This window comes from Arthrobacter sp. 05L428 (genome assembly GCF_056397665.1).
The window spans coordinates 132464-155811 of sequence record NZ_JBFTNW010000001.1; the positions used below are offsets into that span (position 1 = coordinate 132464).

General features: G+C 67.9%; 20 protein-coding genes. 12 read left to right on the forward strand and 8 right to left on the reverse strand.

Translation table 11 applies throughout. From position 1 onward, the window contains the following. Positions 1–50: 50 nt before the first annotated feature. Positions 51–1874 carry an adenylyl cyclase gene (locus AC1DH3_RS00675; protein ID WP_476908832.1) on the reverse strand — a complete coding sequence of 608 codons (1824 nt, stop codon included), beginning with the start codon at positions 1872–1874 and terminating at the stop codon, positions 51–53. A gap of 401 nt (positions 1875–2275) precedes the next feature. On the opposite strand from AC1DH3_RS00675, the gene AC1DH3_RS00680 reads away from it, so the two are divergent. The 5 genes from AC1DH3_RS00680 to AC1DH3_RS00700 are packed head-to-tail and all read left to right on the forward strand — an operon-like array spanning position 2276 to position 8028. Then, complete coding sequence (locus AC1DH3_RS00680) at positions 2276–3568, forward strand: ABC transporter substrate-binding protein (RefSeq protein ID WP_476908395.1); 1293 nt, start codon at positions 2276–2278, stop codon at positions 3566–3568. A gap of 3 nt (positions 3569–3571) precedes the next feature. Then, complete coding sequence (locus tag AC1DH3_RS00685; protein ID WP_476908396.1) at positions 3572–4561, forward strand: carbohydrate ABC transporter permease; 990 nt, start codon at positions 3572–3574, stop codon at positions 4559–4561. Next, on the forward strand, positions 4558–5484 hold the full coding sequence (locus AC1DH3_RS00690) for a carbohydrate ABC transporter permease (protein WP_476908397.1): 927 nt from the start codon (positions 4558–4560) through the stop codon (positions 5482–5484). The genes AC1DH3_RS00685 and AC1DH3_RS00690 overlap by 4 nt, the downstream gene beginning before the upstream one ends. Beyond that, positions 5481–6932 (forward strand): glycoside hydrolase family 1 protein, encoded by a 1452-nt coding sequence (locus AC1DH3_RS00695; RefSeq protein WP_476908398.1) that lies wholly within the window; start codon positions 5481–5483, stop codon positions 6930–6932. Before AC1DH3_RS00690 ends, AC1DH3_RS00695 begins: the two co-directional genes overlap by 4 nt. A 43-nt stretch (positions 6933–6975) precedes the next feature. After that, positions 6976–8028 (forward strand): LacI family DNA-binding transcriptional regulator, encoded by a 1053-nt coding sequence (locus tag AC1DH3_RS00700; protein WP_441416862.1) that lies wholly within the window; start codon positions 6976–6978, stop codon positions 8026–8028. Between the two features lie 36 nt (positions 8029–8064). Here AC1DH3_RS00700 and AC1DH3_RS00705 read toward each other — a convergent pair whose 3' ends face one another. Both AC1DH3_RS00705 and AC1DH3_RS00710 read right to left on the reverse strand, forming a co-directional pair. Next, a complete protein-coding gene (locus AC1DH3_RS00705) occupies positions 8065–8790 on the reverse strand; it encodes a DUF4397 domain-containing protein (RefSeq protein ID WP_441416863.1) in 726 nt (241 codons plus the stop codon). A gap of 112 nt (positions 8791–8902) precedes the next feature. Then, entirely contained in the window at positions 8903–9331 is a 429-nt protein-coding gene (locus AC1DH3_RS00710; RefSeq protein WP_441416864.1) for a PaaI family thioesterase, read from the reverse strand. Positions 9332–9492: 161 nt separating this feature from the next. On the opposite strand from AC1DH3_RS00710, the gene paaZ reads away from it, so the two are divergent. From paaZ to AC1DH3_RS00730, 4 genes are all read left to right on the forward strand, one after another. Then, the gene (gene paaZ, locus AC1DH3_RS00715) at positions 9493–11604 is read left to right on the forward strand and encodes a phenylacetic acid degradation bifunctional protein PaaZ (RefSeq protein ID WP_476908399.1); all 2112 of its coding nucleotides are present in this window, start codon (positions 9493–9495) and stop codon (positions 11602–11604) included. Positions 11605–11744: 140 nt separating this feature from the next. Next, positions 11745–12152 carry a VOC family protein gene (locus tag AC1DH3_RS00720; RefSeq protein WP_441416866.1) on the forward strand — a complete coding sequence of 136 codons (408 nt, stop codon included), beginning with the start codon at positions 11745–11747 and terminating at the stop codon, positions 12150–12152. Between the two features lie 207 nt (positions 12153–12359). Then, the gene (locus AC1DH3_RS00725) at positions 12360–12701 is read left to right on the forward strand and encodes a hypothetical protein (RefSeq protein WP_441416867.1); all 342 of its coding nucleotides are present in this window, start codon (positions 12360–12362) and stop codon (positions 12699–12701) included. After that, positions 12698–13069 carry a hypothetical protein gene (locus AC1DH3_RS00730; RefSeq protein WP_441416868.1) on the forward strand — a complete coding sequence of 124 codons (372 nt, stop codon included), beginning with the start codon at positions 12698–12700 and terminating at the stop codon, positions 13067–13069. Before AC1DH3_RS00725 ends, AC1DH3_RS00730 begins: the two co-directional genes overlap by 4 nt. 70 nt (positions 13070–13139) lie before the next feature. Here the strand turns inward: AC1DH3_RS00730 and AC1DH3_RS00735 are convergent, their stop codons facing one another. The 3 genes from AC1DH3_RS00735 to AC1DH3_RS00745 form a co-directional block, all read right to left on the reverse strand. Next, positions 13140–13751 (reverse strand): TetR/AcrR family transcriptional regulator, encoded by a 612-nt coding sequence (locus tag AC1DH3_RS00735; protein ID WP_441416869.1) that lies wholly within the window; start codon positions 13749–13751, stop codon positions 13140–13142. A gap of 96 nt (positions 13752–13847) precedes the next feature. Then, the gene (gene paaK, locus AC1DH3_RS00740) at positions 13848–15185 is read right to left on the reverse strand and encodes a phenylacetate--CoA ligase PaaK (protein ID WP_441416870.1); all 1338 of its coding nucleotides are present in this window, start codon (positions 15183–15185) and stop codon (positions 13848–13850) included. Between the two features lie 14 nt (positions 15186–15199). Then, the gene (locus AC1DH3_RS00745) at positions 15200–15721 is read right to left on the reverse strand and encodes a hotdog fold thioesterase (protein ID WP_441416871.1); all 522 of its coding nucleotides are present in this window, start codon (positions 15719–15721) and stop codon (positions 15200–15202) included. Between the two features lie 91 nt (positions 15722–15812). Here AC1DH3_RS00745 and pta point away from each other — a divergent pair, with 91 nt between their 5' ends. The 3 genes from pta to AC1DH3_RS00760 all read left to right on the forward strand — a co-directional run bounded on the left by pta (position 15813) and on the right by AC1DH3_RS00760 (position 19829). Further along, entirely contained in the window at positions 15813–17954 is a 2142-nt protein-coding gene (pta, locus tag AC1DH3_RS00750) for a phosphate acetyltransferase (RefSeq protein ID WP_476908400.1), read from the forward strand. 8 nt (positions 17955–17962) lie between these two features. Then, positions 17963–19132, forward strand: coding sequence for an acetate kinase (locus AC1DH3_RS00755; protein WP_476908401.1), 1170 nt, complete (start codon positions 17963–17965; stop codon positions 19130–19132). Between the two features lie 124 nt (positions 19133–19256). After that, positions 19257–19829 (forward strand): GNAT family N-acetyltransferase, encoded by a 573-nt coding sequence (locus AC1DH3_RS00760; RefSeq protein WP_476908402.1) that lies wholly within the window; start codon positions 19257–19259, stop codon positions 19827–19829. Between the two features lie 196 nt (positions 19830–20025). Here the strand turns inward: AC1DH3_RS00760 and AC1DH3_RS00765 are convergent, their stop codons facing one another. Both AC1DH3_RS00765 and AC1DH3_RS00770 read right to left on the reverse strand, forming a co-directional pair. Beyond that, positions 20026–22407 carry a hypothetical protein gene (locus AC1DH3_RS00765; protein ID WP_476908403.1) on the reverse strand — a complete coding sequence of 794 codons (2382 nt, stop codon included), beginning with the start codon at positions 22405–22407 and terminating at the stop codon, positions 20026–20028. A 7-nt stretch (positions 22408–22414) separates the two neighbouring features. Continuing rightward, positions 22415–23179, reverse strand: coding sequence for a peptidoglycan-binding protein (locus tag AC1DH3_RS00770; protein WP_441417832.1), 765 nt, complete (start codon positions 23177–23179; stop codon positions 22415–22417). Between the last annotated feature and the right edge of the window lie 169 nt (positions 23180–23348).

A 23348-nucleotide genomic window follows, 5' to 3' on the forward strand; every position in this document is an offset into this window, starting at 1 on the left:
CTGCGCCGGTGCCGGCGGGCGGGGCCGGAAGGCTCCCGCCCGCAGGCGTCCTAACCGAAATCGGCGACGTAGCTGGGCACCCCCACCGCGTCTGTCGAGACGGCTGCGCCGGTGTCATTGACGACGTGGTCCAGGGTCCCGGCGCCGAGGTTGACCGTCAGCAGGCCATGCAGCTTCACGCCGGGCGTTACCGGCACTTCGAATCCGCGGGTGGCGTGGATCGTGGCGTCGACGTTGTTGTAGACGTAGCTGCCGCCGCCCCAGAGTTCGTGCGTCCGAACCGAGTCGGCGACCTTGTAACCAGCCCAGCCCAGCACGCCGTCGTGCTGCCAGGCGGCCTGGTTGGGCGCGTCGTAAGGCAGTTCGTTCTGGAAGAAAATCGTCTTCCCGCGTTCGCCGTTCCAGATCACGTTGTACTGCTGGTAGTGCTCGACGAACAGGCCGGTGGCGGTGACGTTGTCGCCGTTGATGATGACGCCGTTGTCTGCGGTGTTCGTAGTCCAGCCCACGCCGTTTCCGTGGTCGGCGCGCCAGGCCCAGATGTGGTCCAGGAGCACGTCGTCACTGTTGACCTCCAGGCTCAGCGAGGCCTTGCCGACGTGGGGCCCGCCGATCCGGAAGAAGACATCGTGGAGGGTGGTGGGGTTGGCGGGATCGCTCCAGCCGTTGTGGGCGCGGGCGTTGCCTTTTGCGGCACGCTGGGTGCCAACGCGAAGCAGTGCCGGTGAATTCTTCTCGCCGGCGTCCACGGTGACGGCGGCAATTTCGACGCCGGGGACATCCGCGACCGTCAGCGGCACGGAACCGTCGACGGCGGTGAGGGTGGCCATGCCGAGTCCGAGGACGACGGTGTTGGCACGCTTGACTTCGATGCTTCGATCAATGTCGTAGACACCCGGGGTCAGCAGCAGGTTCTTGCCGCGGGCCAGTTGGGAGTTGATGGTCTGGACGGAATCGGTAGGCCTGGCCACGAAGAAGTCGGACAGGGGGATGCTGCGGCCCGCCGTCGGGCCGTTTTCCCACGTGGTTCCTGCGGAATCCTTGCGCACCGAGGGAACAAAAACGTTGTACCCTCCGCCGGAATCCAGCACCAGGTACGGCTTCTCGCGGCTGACCGGGGTGCTGGCCAGTGTGGTGTACGGCGGGTTCGGGAAGGACTGGGCCGGAGCCCCGTTCACCCCGGAGAAGACCTGGTTCCAGACGCCGTTGGACCAGCTGCCAATGCTGCTGTCGCGGACCAGGTATTGCTGCTGCGAACCGTTGATGACCGTGCCGGCTTTTGAATCGGAAATGAAGCCGCCGCTGGCGTACTGCGGGCCGGCGGTGCAGTAGTCCATCAGGGAGAGGTTGCCGCCGGTGATGTTGACCCGCCGCATGGGCGATGCCTGCGAAGCCGCCCAGAAGTTCGCCGAGCTGCGGCAGCCCTCCAGACCGGTGACATTGATGGTGAGGTTGGAGACGGAGCGCCAGAAGTTGTTCAGGGCGATGCAGTTGTCCGCGGTCAGGCACCGGTTGTACGTGTCCACATGGCCGTTGATCGTGACGTCCGTGGGTGAGGCGCCCAGGCCGGCCACTTCGGTCGAATAGCCCACCTGGATGATCAGCGGCGTTTCCGGGCTGCCATAGGTGCCGGGCTTGAACAGCAGGGAATAACGGTTGGTGCCCATCTCGTCGTCGACCTGTTTGGCCGCTATGGCGTCCACCTCGGCCTGGATGGCGGCCACCGGCATGCTGGGATCGAAGATCCGCACGTTGGGGCCGAAGTCGGGGGCCGGCGCGGGCGTGGTCTTCGCCTGGTTCACTGCCGGGTTCATCGCCGGGGGCGGAGCGGCGTTGGCGGCGGGGGCGGCTGCGGCGCCCAGCACGCCAAGCATCACCGCTACCGCGCCGGCCAGCAGCCGTCTCTGGTGGTGCGTTGGCGCCCGGAACGACGTGGATTGGGCCGCGCGGTGGCGGCGGAGGTGGGCTAGCGGCATTGCTTGTCCTGCTCTCGTTGGGGTGCGGTTTTGCACGGGCTGTGGAGTGGAGCGAAAGGGAATCAGGCGCCCGCCGCCGGGAAGGGCACGGTGTGGGAGCGCTCCCGCCGGGAAGCCTAACACCGGCCTCAAGCCCCGGCAAGGGCCCCGATTCCGCCAAGGGCGCCACCTTGACAATTCATTGTGATGTGCGACACCATGCTGGTGGGAGCGCTCCCATGCGAGTCACGGGAGCGCTCCCAGCTCTGGGCGCATCGCCCCGCACTCTTCGTGCCATACCCTGACAAAGGAGTCCCCGCGTGAAATTTCCCCGCAAGCTCGCCGCCCTGTCGGCGTCGGCTGCCTGCCTCACCCTTGCCCTGAGCGCCTGCGGAGCAGACGCCCCCAAAGCCGCGGCACCCACCGGCGAGACGGGGAAGGAGCCTGTAACCCTCACCCTCGCCACGTTCAACGAGTTCGGCTACGAGAGCTTGCTCAAGGAGTACGAATCACTCAACCCCAACGTCAAGATCCAGCACAAGAAAGCCGCCACCACCAACGAAGCGCGCGACAACCTGACCACCCGCCTGGCGGCGGGATCGGGCCTCTCGGACGTCGAAGCTATCGAGGTTGACTGGCTCTCCGAACTCAAGCAGTATCCGGACCAGTTCGTGGACCTGAAGGACCCCGCCGTCGAAGGCCGCTGGCTGGACTGGAAGACCGAGGCGGCGACCACGCAGGACGGCCGCCTGATCGGCTACGGCACAGACTCCGGTCCCGAGGCTGTCTGCTACAACTCGGCACTGCTCAAGGCGGCAGGACTGCCGACGGACCGCGAATCCGTCGCCAAGATGCTCGGCACCACCTGGGACAGCTACTTCGACGCCGGCAAGAAGTTTGTCGCCGCGAAGACCGGCGCGGCCTGGTTCGATTCCGCCGGAGCCATCTACCAGGGCATGAGCAACCAGCTGGAAAAGGCCTACGAAAACGAGGACGGCACTGTCATTGCCGCCGAGAACCCCGCCGTCAAGGACGTCTACACCAAGGTCCTCAACGCCTCGACGAAGGACAACCTCTCCGCGCACCTGGGCCAGTGGAGCAACGACTGGGTGGCCGGTTTCCAGTCCCAGAAGTTCGCCACCACCCTCTGCCCGGGCTGGATGCTCGGTGTGATCGAGGGCAACGCCACCGGCGTCAAGGGCTGGGACGTCGCCAACGTCTTCCCCGGCGGCGGCGGAAACTGGGGAGGTTCGTACCTGACCGTGCCGGCGCAGGGCAAGCACCAGGCCGAAGCCAAGAAGCTCGCCGCCTGGCTGACCGCCCCGGAGCAGCAGATCAAGGCCTTCACCGCCAAGGGCAACTTCCCGAGCCAGGTCAAGGCGCTCGACAGCGAGGCTCTGCTGGGGCAGACCAACAAGTTCTTCAACAACGCCCCCACCGGAAAGATCTTCGCCGAGCGGGCCAAGGCCGTGGGCGCCACCCCGTTCAAGGGCCCGAAGTTCTTTGCCATCAACGACGCCATGCAGCAGGCCCTCACCCGCGTGGACGTGGACAAGAAGGACGACGCCGAGTCCTCCTGGGCGAAGTTCCTCACCGCTGTGAAGTCCCTGTAGGTCATGTCGGTAACGGACCGGGTCAGGCCCCAGAGCCAACTGGCTGACGAGGAGATACCCGGCAAGAGGAGCGTCCGGCGGCTCGCGTTCTCGCAACGGATGTCTCGGTGGGACGTCAAACTTTCGCCCTACCTCTACATCTCGCCGTTCTTCCTGCTGTTTGCCCTCACGGGACTCTTTCCGCTGCTCTACACAGCCTGGGTGTCCCTGCACAACTGGAACCTGATCGGCGGGCAGGGCAAGTTCGTCGGGACGGAGAACTTCGGCTTTGTCCTCGCGCAGCCGTACTTCTGGAACGCGGGACGAAACACGCTGAGCATCTTCCTGCTTTCGTCCGTGCCGCAGGTGGTGCTGGCGCTGCTGATTGCGGCCGCGCTGGACGCCAACCTCCGGGCCAGAACGTTCTGGCGGATGGGCGTCCTGGTGCCCTTTGTCGTCGCCCCGGTGGCGGTCGGGCTGATCTTCAACAACCTGTTCGCCGACCAGTTTGGCCTCGTGAATGAGCTGTTGGCACTCGTCGGCCTTGACCCGGTCCGCTGGCACTCCGAGCAACTCGCCAGCCACATTGCCATCGCCACGATGGTGAATTTCCGCTGGATCGGTTACAACGCACTGATCTTCCTTGCCGCCATGCAGGCCATCCCCCGCGATGTCTTCGAAGCCGCCACCATCGACGGCGCCGGCCGGGTCAGGCAGTTCCTGTCCGTGACGGTTCCGATGCTCCGGCCCACCGTGATTTTCGTGGCCATCACGTCCACGATCGGCGGGCTGCAGATTTTCGACGAGCCGCGGGTGTTCGACCAGTCCGGGCTCGGCGGCGCCGACCGGCAGTGGCAGACGCTGACCATGTACATCTGGGAACTGGGCTGGGGACAGCGCAATTTCGGCAGGGCATCTGCGGTCGCGTGGCTGCTGTTCCTGATGATTGTGCTGATTGCCCTCCTGAACTATCTACTCACACGGCGTATCGCCAGCCAGGGAGGCCGCAAATGAGCTCCATCCCCATGATCCGGCAAACCGCCGGCAAAGGTGCGGCCAAGGCGGCGGCCAAGCGGCCGAACCGCATAACCGGCCGGCCGCGCAACCGGGGCGGCGCAGGCGGTCAGCGCCGTCCCGGGGCGCTGACCTACAGTTTCCTCGGCACCGTCCTGCTGGCGTCGCTGTTCCCGCTGTATTGGTCGTTCCTGGTGGGCAGCCATGACAGCACGGTGCTCAGTCGCGGTGTCCCGGTCCTGCCGGGAGGGAACTTCTTGGCCAACGCCGCGAAAGTCTTCGACAGCATCCCGTTCTGGAAGGCCATGGGCAACAGCGTCCTGGTGTCCACGGTCACGGCCGCCTCGGTGGTGGTTTTCTCCACCCTGGCGGGCTTCGCGTTCGCGAAGTTGCGCTTCCGGGGCAGCAAGGGGCTTCTGGTCTTCGTGATCGCCACAATGGCGGTGCCCACCCAGCTGGGCGTGGTTCCGCTGTTCATTGTGATGGCCAAGCTGGGTTGGACCGGTTCCCTCTGGGCGGTGATCCTCCCCGGCGTTGTGACGGCCTTCGGGGTGTTCTGGATGACCCAGTATCTACGGGACGCCCTCCCGGACGAACTCATTGAGGCCGTCCGGGTGGACGGGGCCTCCATGATCCAGGCCTTTTGGTATGTCGGCTTCCCCGCGGCGCGACCGGCCGCGGCGATGCTGGCGCTTTTCACCTTCGTCGCGACCTGGACCAACTTCTTCTGGCCTTTCATTGTGCTGGACCCTTCCAACCCGACCCTCCCGGTGGCGCTGCAGCTGCTGCAGGCCGCACACTTTGTCGACTATTCGGTGGTGCTGGCAGGTGCCGTCCTGGCCACCGTCCCGCTGCTGCTGCTCTTCATCGCCGCCGGTCGCCAACTCGTTTCAGGAATTATGCAAGGAGCAGTCAAAGGATGAGCACCACCGAGCTAACTTTCCCCGACGGATTCCTCTGGGGCGCGGCCACGGCCGCCTACCAGATCGAAGGAGCCGCCCACACCGGAGGGCGGAAGGACTCGATCTGGGACACCTTCGCCCGGGTTCCGGGCGCCGTGGCAGACGGCCACAACGGTGACGTGGCGTGCGACCACTACCACCGCTCGGGCCAGGACGTGGAGTTGATGACGTCGCTGCACCTAAAGGCGTACCGTTTCTCGACGTCGTGGGCACGGTGCATGCCCGACGGCAGGACGCCGAACCCCGAGGGGATCGCGTTCTACTCCCGTCTGGTGGACGAACTCCTCGCCGCAGGCATCACACCCTGGCTGACGCTTTACCACTGGGACCTGCCGCAGGCCCTGGAGGATGAGGGAGGCTGGGCCAACCGCGAGACCGCCCGGCTGTTTGCGGACTACGCGGCCGTGATGCACGAGGCCCTCGGCGACCGGGTCCGCATCTGGACCACGCTCAACGAGCCGTGGTGTTCGGCGTTCCTCGGCTACGCCGCGGGCGTCCACGCCCCGGGACGGCAGGAACCGCGGGCAGCCCTCGCCGCTGCCCACCATCTCCTGCTCGGGCACGGGCTCGCCGCCAGGGAACTGCGCCGGCGTGATCCGGCAGCGAGCCTTGGCATCACCCTGAACCTCACTGTCGCCGATCCTGCCGACCCCGGCTCCGCGGAGGACCGCGATGCGGCCCGCCGGATCGACGGGCTGCACAACCGGATCTTCCTCGACCCGATCTTCCGTGGCCAGTACCCCGCGGACGTGCTGGACGACGTCGCCGGATTCGGCTTCGACACCGTGGTGCAGGACGGTGATCTGGCTGTCATCTCGGCGCCCGTGGATTTGCTGGGGGTCAACTATTACCAGGGCGAGGCGCTGACCAAGGCGGCGGCAGCCGAAGAACGGGTCCAACCGGACACCGTGACCACCACGGCGCAGGCCGCCCCGGCGTCGGCCGACAGGCGTGAGGCAACGCCGTTCGTTTCCGCGGAGGACGTGCACTCCGTGCCGCGCGGGTTGCCGGTGACGGGGATGGGCTGGGAGGTGCAGCCCGAGGGGCTGTACCGGTTGCTGACCCGGCTGCAGCTTGAGTACACCGGCCCGGCCGGCATCCCGATCTACATGACGGAAAACGGCGCCGCGTACCCGGACGCTCCCGACGCCGACGGCTTCGTCGACGACCAGGAGCGGTTGGCCTTTTTCGACGCGCACCTGCGCGCAGTGCGCTCCGCGATCGACGCCGGCGCCGACGTCCGCGGCTACCTCGCCTGGTCGCTGCTGGACAACTTCGAGTGGGCGTACGGCTATCACCAGCGTTTCGGTCTGGTCCGGGTGGACTATCAAACCCAGCAGCGGATCCCGAAGGCCAGCGGACTCTGGTACTCGGGGGTGGCGGCGGCGAACGCCCTGCCGGCACGGTAGGGCCCGTCCCTGCGGAGACCGGGCATGTCGTATTCTCAAAGTGATGAGCGAACAGAAGCACGCGGGTCTCCGGGCCGGACCGGCGAGACTTAGCCCCACCCTTGAAGACCTCGCGACGGCGGCGGGAGTGTCACGCTCCACCGCCTCCCGGGCCATCAACGGCGGCTCCCGGGTCAGCCCGGAAGCTCAGGCCGCGGTGGACGCTGCGGTCATCTCGCTGGGCTACACCCCGAACCGGGCCGCGCGCAGCCTGGTCACCCGCCGGACTTCCTCGATCGCCCTGGTGATCAACGAACCCGATGCCCGGGTCATGATGGACCCGTTCTTCGCGGCCGTCATCACCGGGGTGACGGAGGCGTTGCGTGAGACCGAAATGCAGCTGGTCCTGCTGATGTCCCGGGCCGGCGGCGATCCCTCCCGGACGCTTCGGTACCTGCGTGGAGGCCACGTGGACGGTGCCATTGTCGTCTCGCACCATAAAGCCGACGGCTGGACCGAGGAGCTTGCCGCCGCGGGGCTGCCCACAGTCTTCATTGGAAGGCCGTGGGATACCGGGCTGGGGATCCACTACGTTGACGTGGACAGCTTCGAAGGCGGCCGCCTGGCCGCGCTTCACCTTGCGGCGGCCGGGCGCACCCGGCTGGCAACCATCACCGGACCGCTCGATATGACGGCAGCCGCGGACCGGCTGGAGGGATGGCAAGCGGGCCTCAGGGAGGCCGGGCTGCCGCCGGGGCCGGTCGCGCAGGGGGATTTCACCCCTGCCGGCGGCACCGAAGCGGCCGAACGGCTGCTGGCCGAGGACAGTAGTGTGGACGGCATTTTCGCGGCGTCCGACCTCATGGCCCGCGGTGCCATAACGGCCCTGCTGGCCGCCGGGCGCACGGTGCCCGGGGATGTCGCCGTCGTCGGCTTCGATGACCACCTGGCCGCGCCGGGCGAGCTGCCCTTGACCACGATCAACCAGCCCACGGTAGAAATGGCAGCCCAGGCGGGCCGCCTGCTTCTTGCGGACATCGAAGATCCGGGGACGGGCCGGGACCCGCTGATATTCCCGGCCCGCCTCGTCGTCAGGGAAAGCAGCACCCCCGGCTAGGCCGGGAATTTCCAGCGGGCAGGCAGGACCGGCCGCTTAGCGGCCGTGCCGGCCGTGATCCCGCCATTTGTCCGAGTCGACTACCTGGACCGCGACGCCGAGGTTGCCCTTCTTGAGGCTGCCCCAGGCGTAGACAATCGTGTTCTTGCCCGCGGCGACCGGAATGTCCGCCGGGCCAATCAGGGGCTTGGTGGTCCCGGCGGCCGCGACCGAGGCGGACACCTTCCCGGCCTTCAGCGTCAGCACTTCCTGGTCCGGGTTCGTCAGGTCCTCGATCACGGCAGTTTTGCCGGCAAGGACGTCGACGGCGGGCGCCGCGGCCACGTGCCTGACCGTCAGCTTCCCCTCACCCCGAGGGCTGGGCGAGGTGTCGTTCTTGAACAGGGTGGCGGTGGGATCGCCGTCCTCATCCAGGTGGGCCACGGCGGTGTAGTTCCGGCCCTCCCTGAGCTTGACCTCGACCGGGCCGATCACCGCGTCGTCGGCGCTCTTGGCGTTGGCGGCCGTGACAGCAATCTTGTAATTGCCGCCCTCGAGCTTCAGCGGGCCCGCGAGCTTGCCGGGCTTGAAGTCGTCCAAGGTGAGCTTGCCATTCACCCATACGTCCACGGTCAGGCCGGGGACTCCGTGCAGGACGGACAGGACGGCATCGTCGCCGTGGTGCCTGCCGCCGTCGTGCTTCCCGCCGGCCTGGGCCGGGGCGGCAAACGCGAGGGCGGCCGCCATCGACACGGCACCGGCGGCATAAACGGTTTTACGCATTTCAAACTCCTCATTGAGTTGCCCGGATCCGGGCGGTGATTTGCTTACACCGTTACTACCGGCCGGCGCCCCTCTTTGGATGCAGCCGGTCGGACCTTTTGCCCCGGCCCGCTCAGCCCTTGCGGTCCAGCAGCAGGTTGGTGATCCGCAGCGTGCAGAGCCGCTCCCCGGCCTCGTTGGTGATCAGCACCTCGTGGGTGGTCACCGTGCTGCCGAGGTGGATCGGGGTGGCGGTTATCGTGACCAGCCCCTCGCGGGCGGACTTGTGGTGCGTGGCGGAAACGTCCACGCCCACGGCGGTCTTGCCCAGGGTGCTGGCGTGGATCACCGAGGCCCACGAACCCACGGCCTCGCCGACGGCCAGTGAGGCGCCGCCGTGCAGCAGGCCGAAGGACTGGCGGTTGCCTTCCACCGGCATGGTTGCCACGACGCGCTCCACGGACTGCTCAACGATCTTGACCCCCATCTTCTCGTCAAGTTCACCGAGGGTGATTTTCCACAGCTCGGTACCACTTTGAATGTTGCGGGGGTCGGGCGTCATTGCGTCTCCTCTGGGGCTTTGGCCTGTCATGGGCCGGTCGGGCCCGCCGCTACTAGTGTGCCGCAGGGCTCCTTCATGTACTGTAGACATATTACCGAACGGACGGTCAGTAATGCGCTGGCCGTGTTGATCTTGCCCCGCGTTGGAAGGACCCGTCAACGATGACCACCACTGCAACAGCTCCGGAACCCTCAGTGGGGACCGTCGAGATCGTCCCCAGCTTCATCCGCAACTCGTGGTGGACCCCCGACGCAGCCTCTGCCGCCGGAGCCGCCTCCGTCCTGGACGCCAGCACCGGCGAACTCCTGGCAAAGGTGAGCACCGAGGGCCTCGACCTCGCCGCCGTCGTCGACTATGGCCGCACCACCGGCCAAGCGGAACTGGGGAAGCTGACCTTCCACCAGCGCGCCCTCAAGCTCAAGGAACTGGCGCAGTACCTCAACGGCCGCCGCGACGAGTTCTACGCGCTCTCCGCGCAGACCGGCGCCACCAAGATCGACTCGATGATCGATATCGACGGCGGCATCGGCGTGCTCTTCACCTTCGGCTCCAAGGGCCGGCGCGAGCTGCCCAACGCCCAGGTGGTGGTGGACGGGCCCATGGAGGTGCTGTCCAAGGACGGTTCCTTCGCCGGCGAACACATCTACACCCGGATCCCCGGTGTCGCCGTGCAGATCAACGCCTTCAACTTCCCGGTCTGGGGCATGCTCGAGAAGCTCGCCCCCGCCTTCATCGCCGGCGTCCCCACCATCGTCAAGCCAGCCACCCCCACCGGCTACGTCGCCGCGGCCGTGGTGAAGGCGATCGATGAATCCGGCATCCTGCCCAAGGGCTCGCTGCAGCTGGTCTCCGGCTCGGTCCGCACCCTGTTGGACCACCTCGACTACCGCGACCTTGTCGCCTTCACCGGTTCGGCCTCCACCGCCAACACGCTCAAGTCCCACCCCAACGTGGTCAAGGGTGGCGTCCGCTTCACCTCCGAAACCGACTCCCTCAACGCCGCCATCCTGGGCCCGGACGCGGTCAAGGGGACCCCGGAATTCGACGCTTTCATCAAGTCCCTCGTCACCGAGATGACCGCCAAGGCCGGCCAGAAATGCACCTCGATCCGCCGCGCGATCGTGCCGCAGAACCTGGTGTCAGACGTCGTCGCCGCCGTGGGGGAGCGGATCACCGAACGCGTCGTGCTGGGAGACCCGCGCGCCGAGGGCGTCACGATGGGCGCCCTCGCCTCCCGTGAGCAGCTCGCCGACGTGCGGGCCGCCGTCCAGTCGATGCTCGACGCCGGGGGCGAGCTCGCCTATGGCACCCTCGACTCGCCGAAGGTCACCAGCGCGGACGGGAGCGTCGGCGTCGTCGACGGCGGAGCCTTCATGTCCCCGGTGCTGCTGAGCTGGGCCGACCCCGAAGCCGAGCAGGTCCACTCGCTCGAGGCCTTCGGCCCGGTCTCCTCCGTGATCGGCTACACGGACCTCGCCGACGCCGTCCGCCTCGCCGCCCGCGGTGGCGGCTCGCTGGTCGCCTCGGTCTGCACCAACGATCCGGCGGTGGCCCGCGAACTCGTCACCGGCATTGCGGCCCACCACGGCCGCGTCCTCATGCTCAACCGGGAGGACGCCCGCAGCTCCACCGGCCACGGCTCCCCGGTCCCGCACCTGGTCCACGGCGGCCCGGGCCGTGCCGGCGGCGGCGAGGAACTGGGCGGCATCCGCTCGGTCATGCACCACATGCAGCGCACCGCCATCCAGGGCTCGCCCAACATGCTCACGGCCGTCACGGGCGTCTGGCACACCGGTGCGGACCGCAACTACACCCTCGAGACCGAGGGCCAGCACCCGTTCCGGAAGCACCTGAGCACGCTGCACATCGGCGACGCCATCCGCTCCGATTTGCGCGAGGTCTCGCTGGAGGAGATCACCAAGTTCGCGAACTCCACCGGCGACACCTTCTACGCCCACACGAACCAGGAAGCGGCGGCAGCCAACCCGTTCTTCCCGGGCATCGTGGCGCACGGCTACCTGCTCCTCGCCTGGGGTGCCGGCTTGTTCGTGGAGCCCGCGCCGGGTCCGGTCCTGGCCAACTACGGCCTGGAGAACCTGCGCTTCATCACGCCCGTCGCGGCCGGTGACTCCATCCGCGTCACCCTGACGGCCAAGAAGATCACCCCGCGCGAGACCGACGAGTACGGCGAAGTGGCCTGGGACGCCGTCCTGACCAACCAGAACGATGAAATCGTCGCCACCTACGACGTCCTGACCCTCGTCGAGAAGTAACCCCTCGCCCCGCCCGTTGCTCTATCACTTATGGCTGCCGCGACGTTCGAATGGCAACCCACAGGTGATAGAGCAACCGCGGAGGGGCGGGTCTTTCCACCTTGCCCCGGCGTAAAATTGTGCTCGTAGGAGGTGGCGAAATGTCCCTAGTACTCAACAAAGCCACAACAGTCCTGCCAGTCGATGATGTAGCGCGTGCCCGGCATTTCTATGCGGACACCCTGGGGCTCCCGCACCGTGGCGTGGCAGACGACGGAAGCGAACTATTTGGTTCAGAAGGCGGCCCGATGCTGCAACTGATGCCAGTCAAGGATGGAAAGCATTCGGAGCACACCACCCTGAGTTTCGAAGTCAGCGAGATCGAACGCACCGTGAGGGAGATGGAAGCCAGGGGCGTCACGTTCCAGGACTACAACCTCCCTGATCTCAAGACCGAGAACCACATTTGCACAACGGATTCCGAGAAGTGCGCCTGGTTCATGGACTCCGAGCACAACATTCTCTGCGTGCACGAGAACATCACCACGGCAGCCGACTACCAGCTCTGAGCGGCGGCTCCGGGCTCCCGGCTGTGGGCTCCCGCTGCAGAACGGAATTGCGGAGCGGAATTGCAGAACAGCGCCCCGGCCTGCCGGGGCGCTGTTCTGTGTCCCGGGCCGGGGCCGCGGCTAGGGCCGGTCGGTCCTGTCCCCGGGACGCACCCCGGGTGTAGCTTGAGACCAGATTCCCGGATGGCGGAGGCGAGGCGCGCAGACATGACTGAGTCGTCTTCCGGGCCGGTATCCGAAACCCTGATCCGTCGCGTCGTCTGGTTCCCCACCACCCGGGCCGGCAAGGTGGCTCTGACACTGGCCTACCTCACGGTGCTCTCGCCCGTCTGGGTGCTCCTGGTGCTGGGGCAGGCCGTGTTCAGGGCGGGAGCCGCCGACGACGTGGTGGTAGCCATGCTGGTGGGTTCCGTCGCGGCGCTCTGGACTGCCCTGCTCCGGGCGAAGGAACGCTCCCTCCTGGTCGCGGCCTTTACCGTGCTGCTGTCGGCTGCGCTGATGTATTTCCTTGGCTGGCTCACTTCGACCCCGGGCGGGGCGGCCCCGTGACGGTGCCTTCCAAGGCGCGCGGCCGCAAGATTGCCTGGCTGCCACGCACCCGCATCGGCAATGTGGCTCTGGTCCTGGACCTCGCGATGGCTGCTTTCCCGGTCTGGGTCCTGCCGTCCTGGTACCTCGTGACGTTACTGGTGGGTGCCGGCGGCATGTTCGAGTCGCCCCGGGCGGTGGTCGCGAACAGCGTTTTCCAGGGCCTCGTGGTGGCCGGCACGCTGGTGGTCAACCTGGCAGCGTTGCTCCGCGCCAAGGACTACTCGATCCTGCTTGGGCTGGCAGTGCTTCCGCTGTCCGCCGTGTTGCTGTACATGGGCTGGTTCGTGGCCGTGAACGGGTTTCCCGGCCTTGCGGGGGCAGGTTGACACGGACCCGCCGGGCTTTGAGGGCGACACCGCCTGCCCGCGGCCGTTAACGGTGCCCCCGGAGGCGGCGTCAGGCTTTGCTGGGGACGTGGAGGCCGTGGAACGCCATGGCGACGACGTCGTCGGCCAGCTTCTCGGGGGAGAGGGACCCGCCGGGCTTGTACCACTCAACGATCGAGTTGATGGTGCCGAACAGCAGGCGGGTGACGGTGCGGGGGTCGATGTCCTGGCGCAGCGAGCCCTCGTCGCCGGCGGCCGAGATCAGGGCGGCCACCTTGTGGTCGAACGTGCGCCGGCGTTCCAGGGCGTCCCGCTCGATCTCGGTGTTGCCGCGCAGCCGCAGCAGCAGGGTGACGAACGGCAGCCGTTCCACCAGGACGGAGATGGTCTCGCGGACCACGAATTCCAGCCGGGCGTCGGCCGAGCCGGTCCGCGCCTCAGGCCGGTCCAGGATGGCTTCGAGGCCGCCGAGGGCATGGTCGAGGGCGAGTTTGAGCAGATCGCCCTTGGACGGCACGTGGTGGTAGATCGCGGACTTGGAGATGCCCAGGTTCTCGGCGAGGATGCCCATCGAGGTGGCGTCATAGCCGTGGCGGTTGAAGACATCGACGGCGATCAGCAGCACCGACTGCTGGTCATAGCCGGGACGGCCGCGCTTGGTGGTGGTTGCTGTGCTGGGCATACTCGCTAGTTTCTCATGAACGGTCGGTCGGCCCGGCAGCGTGGCCTCGAAGGACACTCCTGCCGGGCCGGCCGGTGGCTGGACAAACGGGGCGGGTCAGGCCTTGGGGCGCATGTCGTAGATCCGGCGCAGCTTGCCGTTGGAGCGCTCCAGTGAACCGGGCTCGACGACGTCGACGGTGCAGGAGGAGCCGACGTGGATCTTGATCTGCTGCTGCAGCACCTTCGCCGCCGTCGCGCTGCCCTCGACCGTGACCGACTCGCGGCGTTCGATCTTGACGGTCAGCTGGTCCATCCGCTGCCCCTCCGGACGGGTGAGCTCCAGTTGAAAGTGCGGGCTGAGTTCGGGGATGCGCAGCGCGATTTCCTCGATCTGCGAGGGGAACAGGTTCACGCCGCGCAGGATGATCATGTCGTCGCTGCGGCCAGTGATGCGTCCCATCCGGCGGTGCGCCGGACGGGCGGTGCCGGGCAGCAGCCGCGTGAGGTCCTTGGTGCGGTACCGGATGATCGGCAGGGCTTCCTTGGTGAGCGAGGTGAAAACCAGTTCGCCGGGCTCGCCGTCGCCCAGGACCACGGACGGGTCGAAGGCGTCGATGATCTCGGGCCGGAAGTGGTCCTCCCAGATGTGGCTGCCGTCCTGGGTCTCCACGGCCTCGCCGGCGACGCCGGGGCCCATGACCTCAGAGAGGCCGTAAATGTCGCAGGCCTTGATGTTCATGGTGACTTCAAGCTCGTGCCGCATTTCTTCGGTCCACGGCTCGGCCCCGAGCACGGCGTACTTGAGCGAGGTGGAGGCGGGGTCGATGCCCTGCTTCATCATGGCGTCCGCGATGGTCAGCAGGTACGTCGGGGTGGCCAGGATGGCGTCCGGCTTGAAGTCCTGGATCAACGTGATCTGGCGCTCGGTCTGGCCGCCGGAGATCGGAATGACGGTGCAGCCCAGCGCTTCGGCGCCGGCGTGGGCGCCCATGCCGCCGGTGAACAGGCCGTAGCCGTAGGCGTTGTGGACCTTCATGCCGGGCCGGACGCCGGAGGCGCGCAGCGAGCGGGCGACCAGCTTGGCCCAGTCGGCGAGGTCCTTCTTGGTGTAGCCCACCACGGTGGCGCGGCCGGTGGTGCCGGAGCTGGCGTGGATCCGGGCCACCTCGTGCTGCGGCACGGCGAACATACCGAAGGGGTACTCGAGCCGGAGGTCTTCCTTGGTGGTGAAAGGGAACTTCCCCAGGTCCGAGAGTTCGCGCAGGTCGGTGGGGTGCACACCGGCCTCATCAAACTTCCGCTTGTACAGCGGGACTCGGTCGTAGGCGTACGCCACGGTGTGCTGCAGGCGGCTGAGCTGCAAGGCCTCGAGCTCGTCGCGGGAGATGGTTTCTTCGCGGTCCAGGACGGCGTCACTGGGGGCGAGGGCAGATTCGGCGGTGGGGGTGGTCATCTGTGTCCCTGTTTCTATTTCTTGGAGATGGTGCGGCTGCGGCCGCGGAACTCGGCGATGAGTTCGCCCGGTGCGATGTCGGAGGGTAGCCCGCCCGGGAGTGTGGTGGCCGGTGTGGAGCCGGCGGGGGAGCCTGCCGGGCCGGGGATGGCAGCGGGGTCGGCAGCGTAGATCTGGATGTCGTACAGCCCGCTGCGGCCGGTGCTGGCGCGGTGGTTGGCGACGGCGGTCAGGATCTGCCCGCGGAAGGCCGGCTTGATGAAGTTGATGTCGACGCCGGACGCCACGGTGATGGTGCCTTCCTCGGCCACGCCCGGCTTCACCGGGTTGCAGGCGAGGGCAAAGGCGGTGTCGCCGAAGGCGAAGATCATGCCGCCGTGGGCCATGCCGAAACCGTTGAGCATCTCCTGGCGGAGCGGCATCCGGATGGTGGCGTGGCCGTCGTCGAGCGCCAGGACTTCAATGCCCATCCATTCGGAGGCGTAGTCGTCTTTCAGGATGGGGTGGGTGTCACCGGAAATCGTCAGTTCAGCCATGCGTCATTGCCTCCAGCTTTATTTACCGAATGTTCATTAGGTAATCCCATCCGGGTGCCTGCTGTCAAGGGGTGTAAGTATGCTGGGACACATGGCCAAAGGAATATATGTCAGCGCGACGACGCCGGGATCCGGGAAGTCGCTCATTGCCCTGGGCCTGGCAGACACCCTGCACCGGCACGCGGACCGCATCGGCTTCTTCAAGCCCGTGGTCCACGGCCGCGCCGACGCGGACCCGATGGTTGCGCTGATGAAGTCCCGCTTCGACCTCGACGACGACCGCTGCCGCAGCGGTCTGACCTTCGCCGAGGTCCGGGGCCTGCTCGCGGAGGGAAACCGCGAGGAGATCGACTCGCGCTGCGTGGAGATCTTCGCGGAGATGTCCCGGCACTGCGACGTGGTGATCATCGAGGGCACGGACCTGACCGGCCAGGACGCCGCCGTCGAATTCGACCTCAACGCCCGGCTCGCCAACAACCTCGCGGCGCCGATGGTCGCCGTCGTAGGGGCGAAGGGCCGCACGGTGGCCGAAACCGCGGACGCCGTCGAGGTGGCCCGCAAGGAACTCCTGGCCGAGCGGTGCACCCTGCTGGCCATCATGGTCAACCGTGCCAATCCCGAGGACTTGGAGGCAATCGCCGCGGCGGTGCGCCCGGGCGCCTCCGGCCGGCCGGTGTACGTCTTCCCCGAACTGGAGGACATCGCGCGGCCCACCACCGGCGAGGTGGCCGCCGCGCTGGGCATCGGCCAGGTGGCCGGCTTGCCGGACCTGGAACGCGATGTGCACTCGGTCAAGGTCGCGGCCATGAACGTGGCCAACTTCCTGCACGTGCTCGACGACGGCGCGCTGGTGATCGTTCCGGGCGACCGGGCGGACGTGCTGGTGGCCTGCCTGGCCTCCTCCTTCTCGCCGGAATTCCCGGTGCCGTCGGCGCTGATCCTGACCGGCGGACTGGCCCCGGACCCCACCATCTACTCGCTCCTGGCGCAGGCCCCGTTCCCGATCTTCGCCGCCCCGGACGACACCTACGTGACCGCCAAACGCGTCTCCGAGGTGCGCAGCGAAATCTGGTCCGGCCACCGCCGCAAGGTGGCGTCAGCGCTGGGCCTGTGGGCCAAACGCGTGGACGAGGCGGAACTGTTGGAGCGGCTGCATCTGCCACGGCCGGAGCGGATGACGCCGCTGCGCTTCCTGCATGACCTGATCGAACGGGCCCGTTCGCAGCGCCGCCACATCGTCCTGCCGGAGGGCACGGACGTCCGGATCCTCCGGGCCGCGGAGATCCTGCACCGCCGGGACGTCTGCGAGCTCACCGTGCTGGGCCGGGAGGCGGACGTGCGCGAACTTGCCGCCACCCAGGGGATCGACCTCGCCGGAATCAACATCGTGGACCCGGCCACCTCCGAGCTGCGCCAGGGTTTCGCGCAGAAATACGCGGAGCTGCGCGCGCACAAGGGCGTGGACCTGGCGAAGGCACTCGAGGTGATGCAGGACGAAAGCTATTTCGGCACCATGATGGTCCAGCTCGGCGTGGTGGACGGCATGGTCTCCGGCGCCGCGCACACGACGGCACACACGATCCGCCCGGCGCTGGAGTTCGTGAAGACCCGCGAGGGCGTCAAGATCGTCTCCTCCGTGTTCCTGATGCTGATGCCGGACCGGGTGCTGGTCTACGGTGACTGCGCGGTCAACCCCGAGCCCAATGTGGAGCAGCTCGCGGACATCGCCCTGGCCTCGGCCGAAACCGCGGCCCAGTTCGGCGTCGAACCGCGCGTTGCCATGCTCTCCTACTCCACCGGCGGTTCCGGGGCAGGCGAAGCGGTCGACGCCGTCCGCCAGGCCACCGAACTCGTGCGCCAGCGGCGCCCGGACCTCGCGGTGGAGGGCCCCATCCAGTACGACGCCGCCGTCGACGCCGCCATCGCCGAGTCCAAGATGCCCGGCTCGTCCGTGGCTGGCCAGGCGACGGTCTTCATCTTCCCGGACCTGAACACCGGCAACAACACCTACAAGGCGGTCCAGCAGTCCTCCGGTGCGGTCGCCGTCGGGCCCGTGCTGCAGGGGCTCCGCAAACCGGTCAACGACCTGTCCCGCGGCTGCACGGTGGATGACATCCTGAACACCGTCGCCATCACCGCGATCCAGGCCCAGTCGGCCCAACCGGCCACGGGACAGGCCGCCGCGCCGGCCACCGGACACGCAACCGTACAGCCCGTCGAAGCCAAGGCTTAGGAGGCCCCATGCTCGTTCTCGTCATCAACTCCGGCTCATCCTCGCTCAAGTACCAGGTCCGCGACGTCGAAGCGGGCAGCGTCCTTGCCGAGGGGCTGGTCGAGAAGATCGGGATGGGCAACGGCGGTGACGGCGACGGCGAGATTGAGGGCCCCCGCGACCACGCGGAGGCCCTGGAACAAGTGGACGGGGCGATCCACGAGGCACTGGGTGACCGGCCGCTCGACGCCGTAGGCCACCGTGTGGTGCACGGCGGTGAGCGTTTCGCCGAGCCCGTGCTGGTCAATAACGAAATCACCCGCGCCATCGAACGGCTGAACCCGCTGGCGCCGCTGCACAACCCGGCCAACGTCCTCGGCATCCGCGCGATCGCGAAGAAGTGGCCGGAGCTGCCGCAGGTGGCCGTCTTCGATACCGCCTTCCACCGCACCCTGCCCGAACACGCCTGGCGCTACGCCGTGCCGGAGGAGCTTTACACCAACCACGGCATCCGGCGCTACGGCTTCCACGGCACCTCGCACGAGTATGTGGCGCACCGGGCCGCGGCGCTGCTGGACCTGCCGGTGGACGAATTCGACGCCGTCATCGCGCACCTCGGCAACGGCGCCTCGGTCACTGCCATCCGCGGCGGCAAGTCCATCGACACCTCGATGGGCTTCACCCCGCTGGAGGGCCTTGTGATGGGCACCCGCTCCGGCGACCTGGACCCGTCAATCCTGGTGTTCCTGGGCCGGGCCGGCTGGTCCGCCGAGGACCTCGATTCCATGCTGAACCGCCAGTCCGGGCTCAAGGGCCTCGCGGGAAACAACGACATGCGCTCCGTCGTCGAGGCGGCCGAAGCCGGCGACGCCAAGTCCGCCATGGCCCTCGCGGTGGCCTCCTACCGGCTGGCCAAGTACATCGGCGGCTACCACGTGGCCGTCGGCGGCGCGAAGGCCCTGGTCTTCACCGCCGGGATCGGCGAAAACTCGCACCAGTTCCGGAGCCTGGTTGCGGAACGGCTGGGGGCTCTCGGCGTGGAGCTCGACGCCGGGCTGAACCGAGAGCGGTCCAAGGAACCCCGGGTGATTTCCACGCCCGAGTCGGCCCTGCCGGTGCTGGTGGTGCCCACCGACGAGGAACGCGCGATCGCGGAGGCGACCGCCGCCGTCGTCGCCCGCTCATCGGTTGCTCAGTAACCGCCCTTCTGGCGGCTCAAAACGGCACTGCTGGGCCCGCGCCGGCAGGGTTCCCTGACCGAGCTTGCGAGGGGAGGGGGCCGGCGGGGAGCAACCGGCGGGGAACGGGTCCTAGGCTGGGGGCATGACCGAACTGAACCTTTCCTTCCGGCTGCCCCTCCGCACTCGGCGGTTGGTGCTGCGCCGCTTCGAGGCCGGGGACCTGGACGCCTTCCACGCCTACCACTCGCTGCCGGAAACCGCCCGCTTCCTCCCGCGGGAGGCCAAGAGCTACACGCAGTCGATGGAGTACGTGGGTAAGTACGCCAACTTCGTCTTCGAAAAGGAGGGCGACTGGGTGGCGCTGGCAATCGAGGCTGCCGACTCGCCGGGACTGCTGGGCGAGGTGGTGCTCAAGTGGCTCCCCGGCTGCGGCCAGGCCGAGGTCGGCTGGAGCCTGGCGCCGGAAGCCCGCGGAAAAGGCTACGCAGCCGAAGCTGCGCAGGCGATGCTGAAGCTGGGTTTCGAGGACCTTGGCTTCCACCGGATCGACGCCAAGCTGGATGCCCTGAACACCGCCTCCGCGGCCCTGTGTGAGCGCCTCGGCATGCGGCTGGAATCCACCCAGGTGGACAAGTGGCACTACAAGGGCCAGTGGGCCACCGAGGTGGTCTACGCGATGCTCGCCGAGGAGTGGCAGGCCCGGCAGCCTGGGTAGGGACGCCGGCCCGTACAACCCGGCGATTGCTCCGGCCGACAGCTCCCGACACTCCCGCCCAGTTGTTCCCGTACCCGCAGCCTCCGGACTCCGGCGGCCCCCGAGATCCCGCGGCTCGTCTGATCCCGGCCAGGTTCGGCAGCCATGAACTGGGCTGGAGCGTCAACGACGGCGGCCGACAACTCCCGACGGCGGCCTACGGGGCCGGCGGAGCCGACGTCGTGGTGGCGGGCGAGGCGGTGTCTTCGCCGGGAACCGGCGCGGGGGCCGGCTCGGTGGCGCCGTCCACGGGCTGGCTGGGCTCCGGGTCGAGCGTGGCGTCCGGTGCGGGCGGGACGGTTGCACCCGGGCCGGGCTGGTCCGTCGTGGCAGGCGACGGCGAGGGTGTGGACCCGGGGGTGGCGCCCGGCGAAGCCGTTGCCGGCGCCGTCGGCGTGCCGGCCCCGCCCGGGGTGGCGCTGGGGTCCGTCCGGACGATCTCCATGATCTGTTCCTTGAACCCGTTCAGCTTGCCCTGGATCTCCGAGAGCGGAACGTTCTGCAGGTTCCGCCCGTACTCCGCGATCTGCTGCCACAGCGCGGTGAGCCTGGACATTCCCTCCGGGCTCAGCGGCCCGTCCAGCGTGAGGACCAACTGGCTGGCCAGGGCGTAGGTGAGGCACCTGAGGCAGTTGTAGTTGGCGGCGGCGGAGAGGTTCTCCGGCACGACCACATCCGCCTGGCCCACGATCAGCACCACCTGGAAACCGACTGCCACGGCGGCGCAGTCCTTGCAGCTGGCGAAGGCATACGCCTCGTTGGTGTTGCGGACGTCTTCGCCGTCGTCGGCCCACACCAATGCGAAGGCGACGTCGTACACGACCGAACCGTCTGTGGTGTTGACGGCCAGCGACTGGTTGCCGCCCTCTTCCGGTGCGGCCGGTTTGTCGAAGGGGAACACCCAGGACGGGGCCGCCGTCGTGGTGCCGGATCCGCCGGCTGGGGCAGACCCTTCCCGGGGTACCAACACCATGCTCAGCTGTGGGTCCTCGCGGGTGGGCTTCTTCGCGCCGGCCGGCCAGAGCGCCACGGTACGGCCGGCCTGGCCCTCCTTTATCGCCTTGGTCGAGGCGGCGGGAAACACAGCCGTGGTGATGTCGCTGAGGGTGCCGCGTTCGTAGGGCTGGACCGGGCGGTAGGTCTCGGCGCCGGGCCACCAGGCCCAGGCGAGGCCCGCTGTGACAGCTGCGATGGCGGCCATGGCGACGCCGCGCTGCAGTGCCTTGCCGCGGGTCCGCTGCCAGAGGCCGGTCACGAACTGCCGGCCCAGGCGCAGCAGGATATAGAAGATGCCCAGGACCGGCAGCGCAATGCAGATGATCGCAAGCCCCCGCACGGCAGCATCGGCAAAATCGCCCGAGGCGGCGCTGTGCGAGAGCATGGCCTGCTGCTTCCAACCGTTGTCCCAGGCGGTGCCGAGGATCCGCGGCAGGGTAAGCACCATGGTGACCAGGCTGAAAAGCAGCAAGGGCACGGTGACGAGCACCCAAACGGTGACCACGGCCCGGGCCCAGGGCTTGAGGAGCCGGGCCTCGGGATCGGTTTTGCGCCAGGGAATTAACGCCAGCAGGGTCGGCTTGATCCGCTGGAAGAGGTCCGGGACTCCGGTGGCGTCAGCGAGGATGTGGTACCCGTCGAACCGGACCATCGGCATCAGCTGCCGGACCATTTGCAGGATCTGGGTGACCACCACCAGCAGCAGGGCGTCGAAACCGGTGGCCCACCAGACACCCATGATGGCCACAGCCACGATGGCGTTGAAGTACAGGCCGCCCAGGTCGGTGCGGATCCGGCCGGCGCGGCCCAGCCGGTACGAATCCGTGACGTCGGTGTAGAACGCCGGCCACATCAGGTACAGACCGGTGCCCATGGCGCCCGGCGTGGCCCCTCCGCGGCGGGCCGCGGCGGCATGCCCGAATTCGTGGAAGCCGGCCGACAGTACCGTGACCAGCAGGATCAGCAGCACCAGACCCGGATTGGCAAAGGCCTCATGGGTGGCCGAGGCGAGCCCCTTGACCATCAGCACCCACCAGCAGGTCGCCAGGAAGGCGGCGGTCACGGCCACGACGATCAGCGGGTTGAAGAGTGTGGCGAAGGGGGCGGTAAGTTTCCGCGTGCGTTCCGGGTCCGTCACGGAGTACCGGAAGCGCATGCCCAGGAGCGGGTTGGACTTCTTGACTTCGGGTTGCGAGCCGTCGGCCAGCCGCAGGAGGCCCAGGGGGAGCAGTTGGGAGTCGATCAGTGTCTGGACGTTCCCCGCATTGACTGGCTTGCCGTAGGCGCTGCCGGCGTGCTGCGCGATCTCCTCCAGGCTGCGGCGGCCGTCGATGGCCTCGAGCACCAAGTAGAGCAGGCGAGTCAGCTGGATCGTCTGGCCGTCGGCACGCCGGACCAACGACGGGGCCTGCTTGTAGCCGGAGCCCTTCGTCTCGCCGATCAGCTGGACGCCGTCGGCCAGGGCCGGAGGCGGCAGGGTGCCCGGGGCGGCAGAGACCGGCGGGCCGTCCTGCGCGGACGGCCCGCCATGCAAGGTAGTCATCTAGCTGCTACTGCTGGATGTTCGACTGCTGGTCAGCCGAGGCCGTTGCCTCGCCCTCGATGTTCTGGGTGATGATCGCATCCTGCTGCGACACGGCGAACGCGTTGCTGTCGATCGAGCCGATGTTGGCGGCGACGGCGGCATCGATCGGTGCCGCAACGTTGGCGTTGGCCGCCACCGCACCGTTGATCGGCGCGGTGATGCCAGCGTTGGCGTCGAGGTTGACGTCGACGTTCAGCAGGTTGCCGTTGAGTGCTCCGGTTGCTCCGCCCACGGCGCCGTCCACGGCGCCGCCCAGGTCGGGTGCCGTGCCGTCCGGAAGGACGCCCGTGGCGTCGCCAACAGCGCCGTCCACAGTTCCGTCCGGAAGCACCCCTCCGGCATCGACCGTCGCGGTGGTGCCGCCGTCGGCCGTGGGAGCGGCCGTACCGGCATCGCCGGCGGCGGTGGGTGCGGTGGAGTCGGCGGCCTGGTCGATGCCGCTGTCCTGGACGGAGGTGGCGTTGGCGTCGGCGGTGATGCCCTGGTCGATGATGACGCCCTGGTCGGAGAGGGCCTGCGCCTCCGAGCCAGCGGAGAGGATGTTCGCCGACGCGGCGGCGTCGATCGGGGCCGCGACGTTGGCGTTGGCAGCGACGGCGAGGTCGATCGGCGCGGCGGCCTCGATGCCCAGGTTGAGGTCGGCGTTCAGATCCAGGACCGAGGCAACTTCCTTGTCCGGCAGGGCGGTGGCGCCCTCGGCCATCAGTTCCTCGTCGGACAGCCCGCTCATAGCTTGTTCAGTGCTCACGAATGACTCCAGTTCCGGCACGGTTTCCTGCTGCCCCCAGTGAGCAGTGTCTCCAACTACGTGCCTAGTGCAGGTCAATAGTAAGCATGATGATCAAATTTGGGTACACGGGAGGCTGGATATTCCGTCGGTTGCTCCGTAACGGCCCTTT

Bases quoted from the DNA above. Each gene is read 5' to 3' on its own strand.
- pta (WP_476908400.1), top strand. From the start codon at position 15,813: ATGGCCAAAGGAATATATGTCAGCGCGACGACGCCGGGATCCGGGAAG.
- AC1DH3_RS00755 (WP_476908401.1), top strand. From the start codon at position 17,963: ATGCTCGTTCTCGTCATCAACTCCGGCTCATCCTCGCTCAAGTACCAG.
- AC1DH3_RS00700 (WP_441416862.1), top strand. From the start codon at position 6,976: ATGAGCGAACAGAAGCACGCGGGTCTCCGGGCCGGACCGGCGAGACTT.
- AC1DH3_RS00770 (WP_441417832.1), bottom strand. From the start codon at position 23,179: ATGAGCGGGCTGTCCGACGAGGAACTGATGGCCGAGGGCGCCACCGCC.
- AC1DH3_RS00690 (WP_476908397.1), top strand. From the start codon at position 4,558: ATGAGCTCCATCCCCATGATCCGGCAAACCGCCGGCAAAGGTGCGGCC.
- AC1DH3_RS00675 (WP_476908832.1), bottom strand. From the start codon at position 1,874: ATGCTTGGCGTGCTGGGCGCCGCAGCCGCCCCCGCCGCCAACGCCGCT.
- AC1DH3_RS00710 (WP_441416864.1), bottom strand. From the start codon at position 9,331: ATGACGCCCGACCCCCGCAACATTCAAAGTGGTACCGAGCTGTGGAAA.
- AC1DH3_RS00685 (WP_476908396.1), top strand. From the start codon at position 3,572: ATGTCGGTAACGGACCGGGTCAGGCCCCAGAGCCAACTGGCTGACGAG.
- AC1DH3_RS00760 (WP_476908402.1), top strand. From the start codon at position 19,257: ATGACCGAACTGAACCTTTCCTTCCGGCTGCCCCTCCGCACTCGGCGG.
- AC1DH3_RS00735 (WP_441416869.1), bottom strand. From the start codon at position 13,751: ATGCCCAGCACAGCAACCACCACCAAGCGCGGCCGTCCCGGCTATGAC.
- AC1DH3_RS00745 (WP_441416871.1), bottom strand. From the start codon at position 15,721: ATGGCTGAACTGACGATTTCCGGTGACACCCACCCCATCCTGAAAGAC.
- AC1DH3_RS00725 (WP_441416867.1), top strand. From the start codon at position 12,360: ATGACTGAGTCGTCTTCCGGGCCGGTATCCGAAACCCTGATCCGTCGC.
- AC1DH3_RS00765 (WP_476908403.1), bottom strand. From the start codon at position 22,407: ATGACTACCTTGCATGGCGGGCCGTCCGCGCAGGACGGCCCGCCGGTC.
- paaZ (WP_476908399.1), top strand. From the start codon at position 9,493: ATGACCACCACTGCAACAGCTCCGGAACCCTCAGTGGGGACCGTCGAG.
- AC1DH3_RS00695 (WP_476908398.1), top strand. From the start codon at position 5,481: ATGAGCACCACCGAGCTAACTTTCCCCGACGGATTCCTCTGGGGCGCG.
- AC1DH3_RS00705 (WP_441416863.1), bottom strand. From the start codon at position 8,790: ATGCGTAAAACCGTTTATGCCGCCGGTGCCGTGTCGATGGCGGCCGCC.
- AC1DH3_RS00720 (WP_441416866.1), top strand. From the start codon at position 11,745: ATGTCCCTAGTACTCAACAAAGCCACAACAGTCCTGCCAGTCGATGAT.
- paaK (WP_441416870.1), bottom strand. From the start codon at position 15,185: ATGACCACCCCCACCGCCGAATCTGCCCTCGCCCCCAGTGACGCCGTC.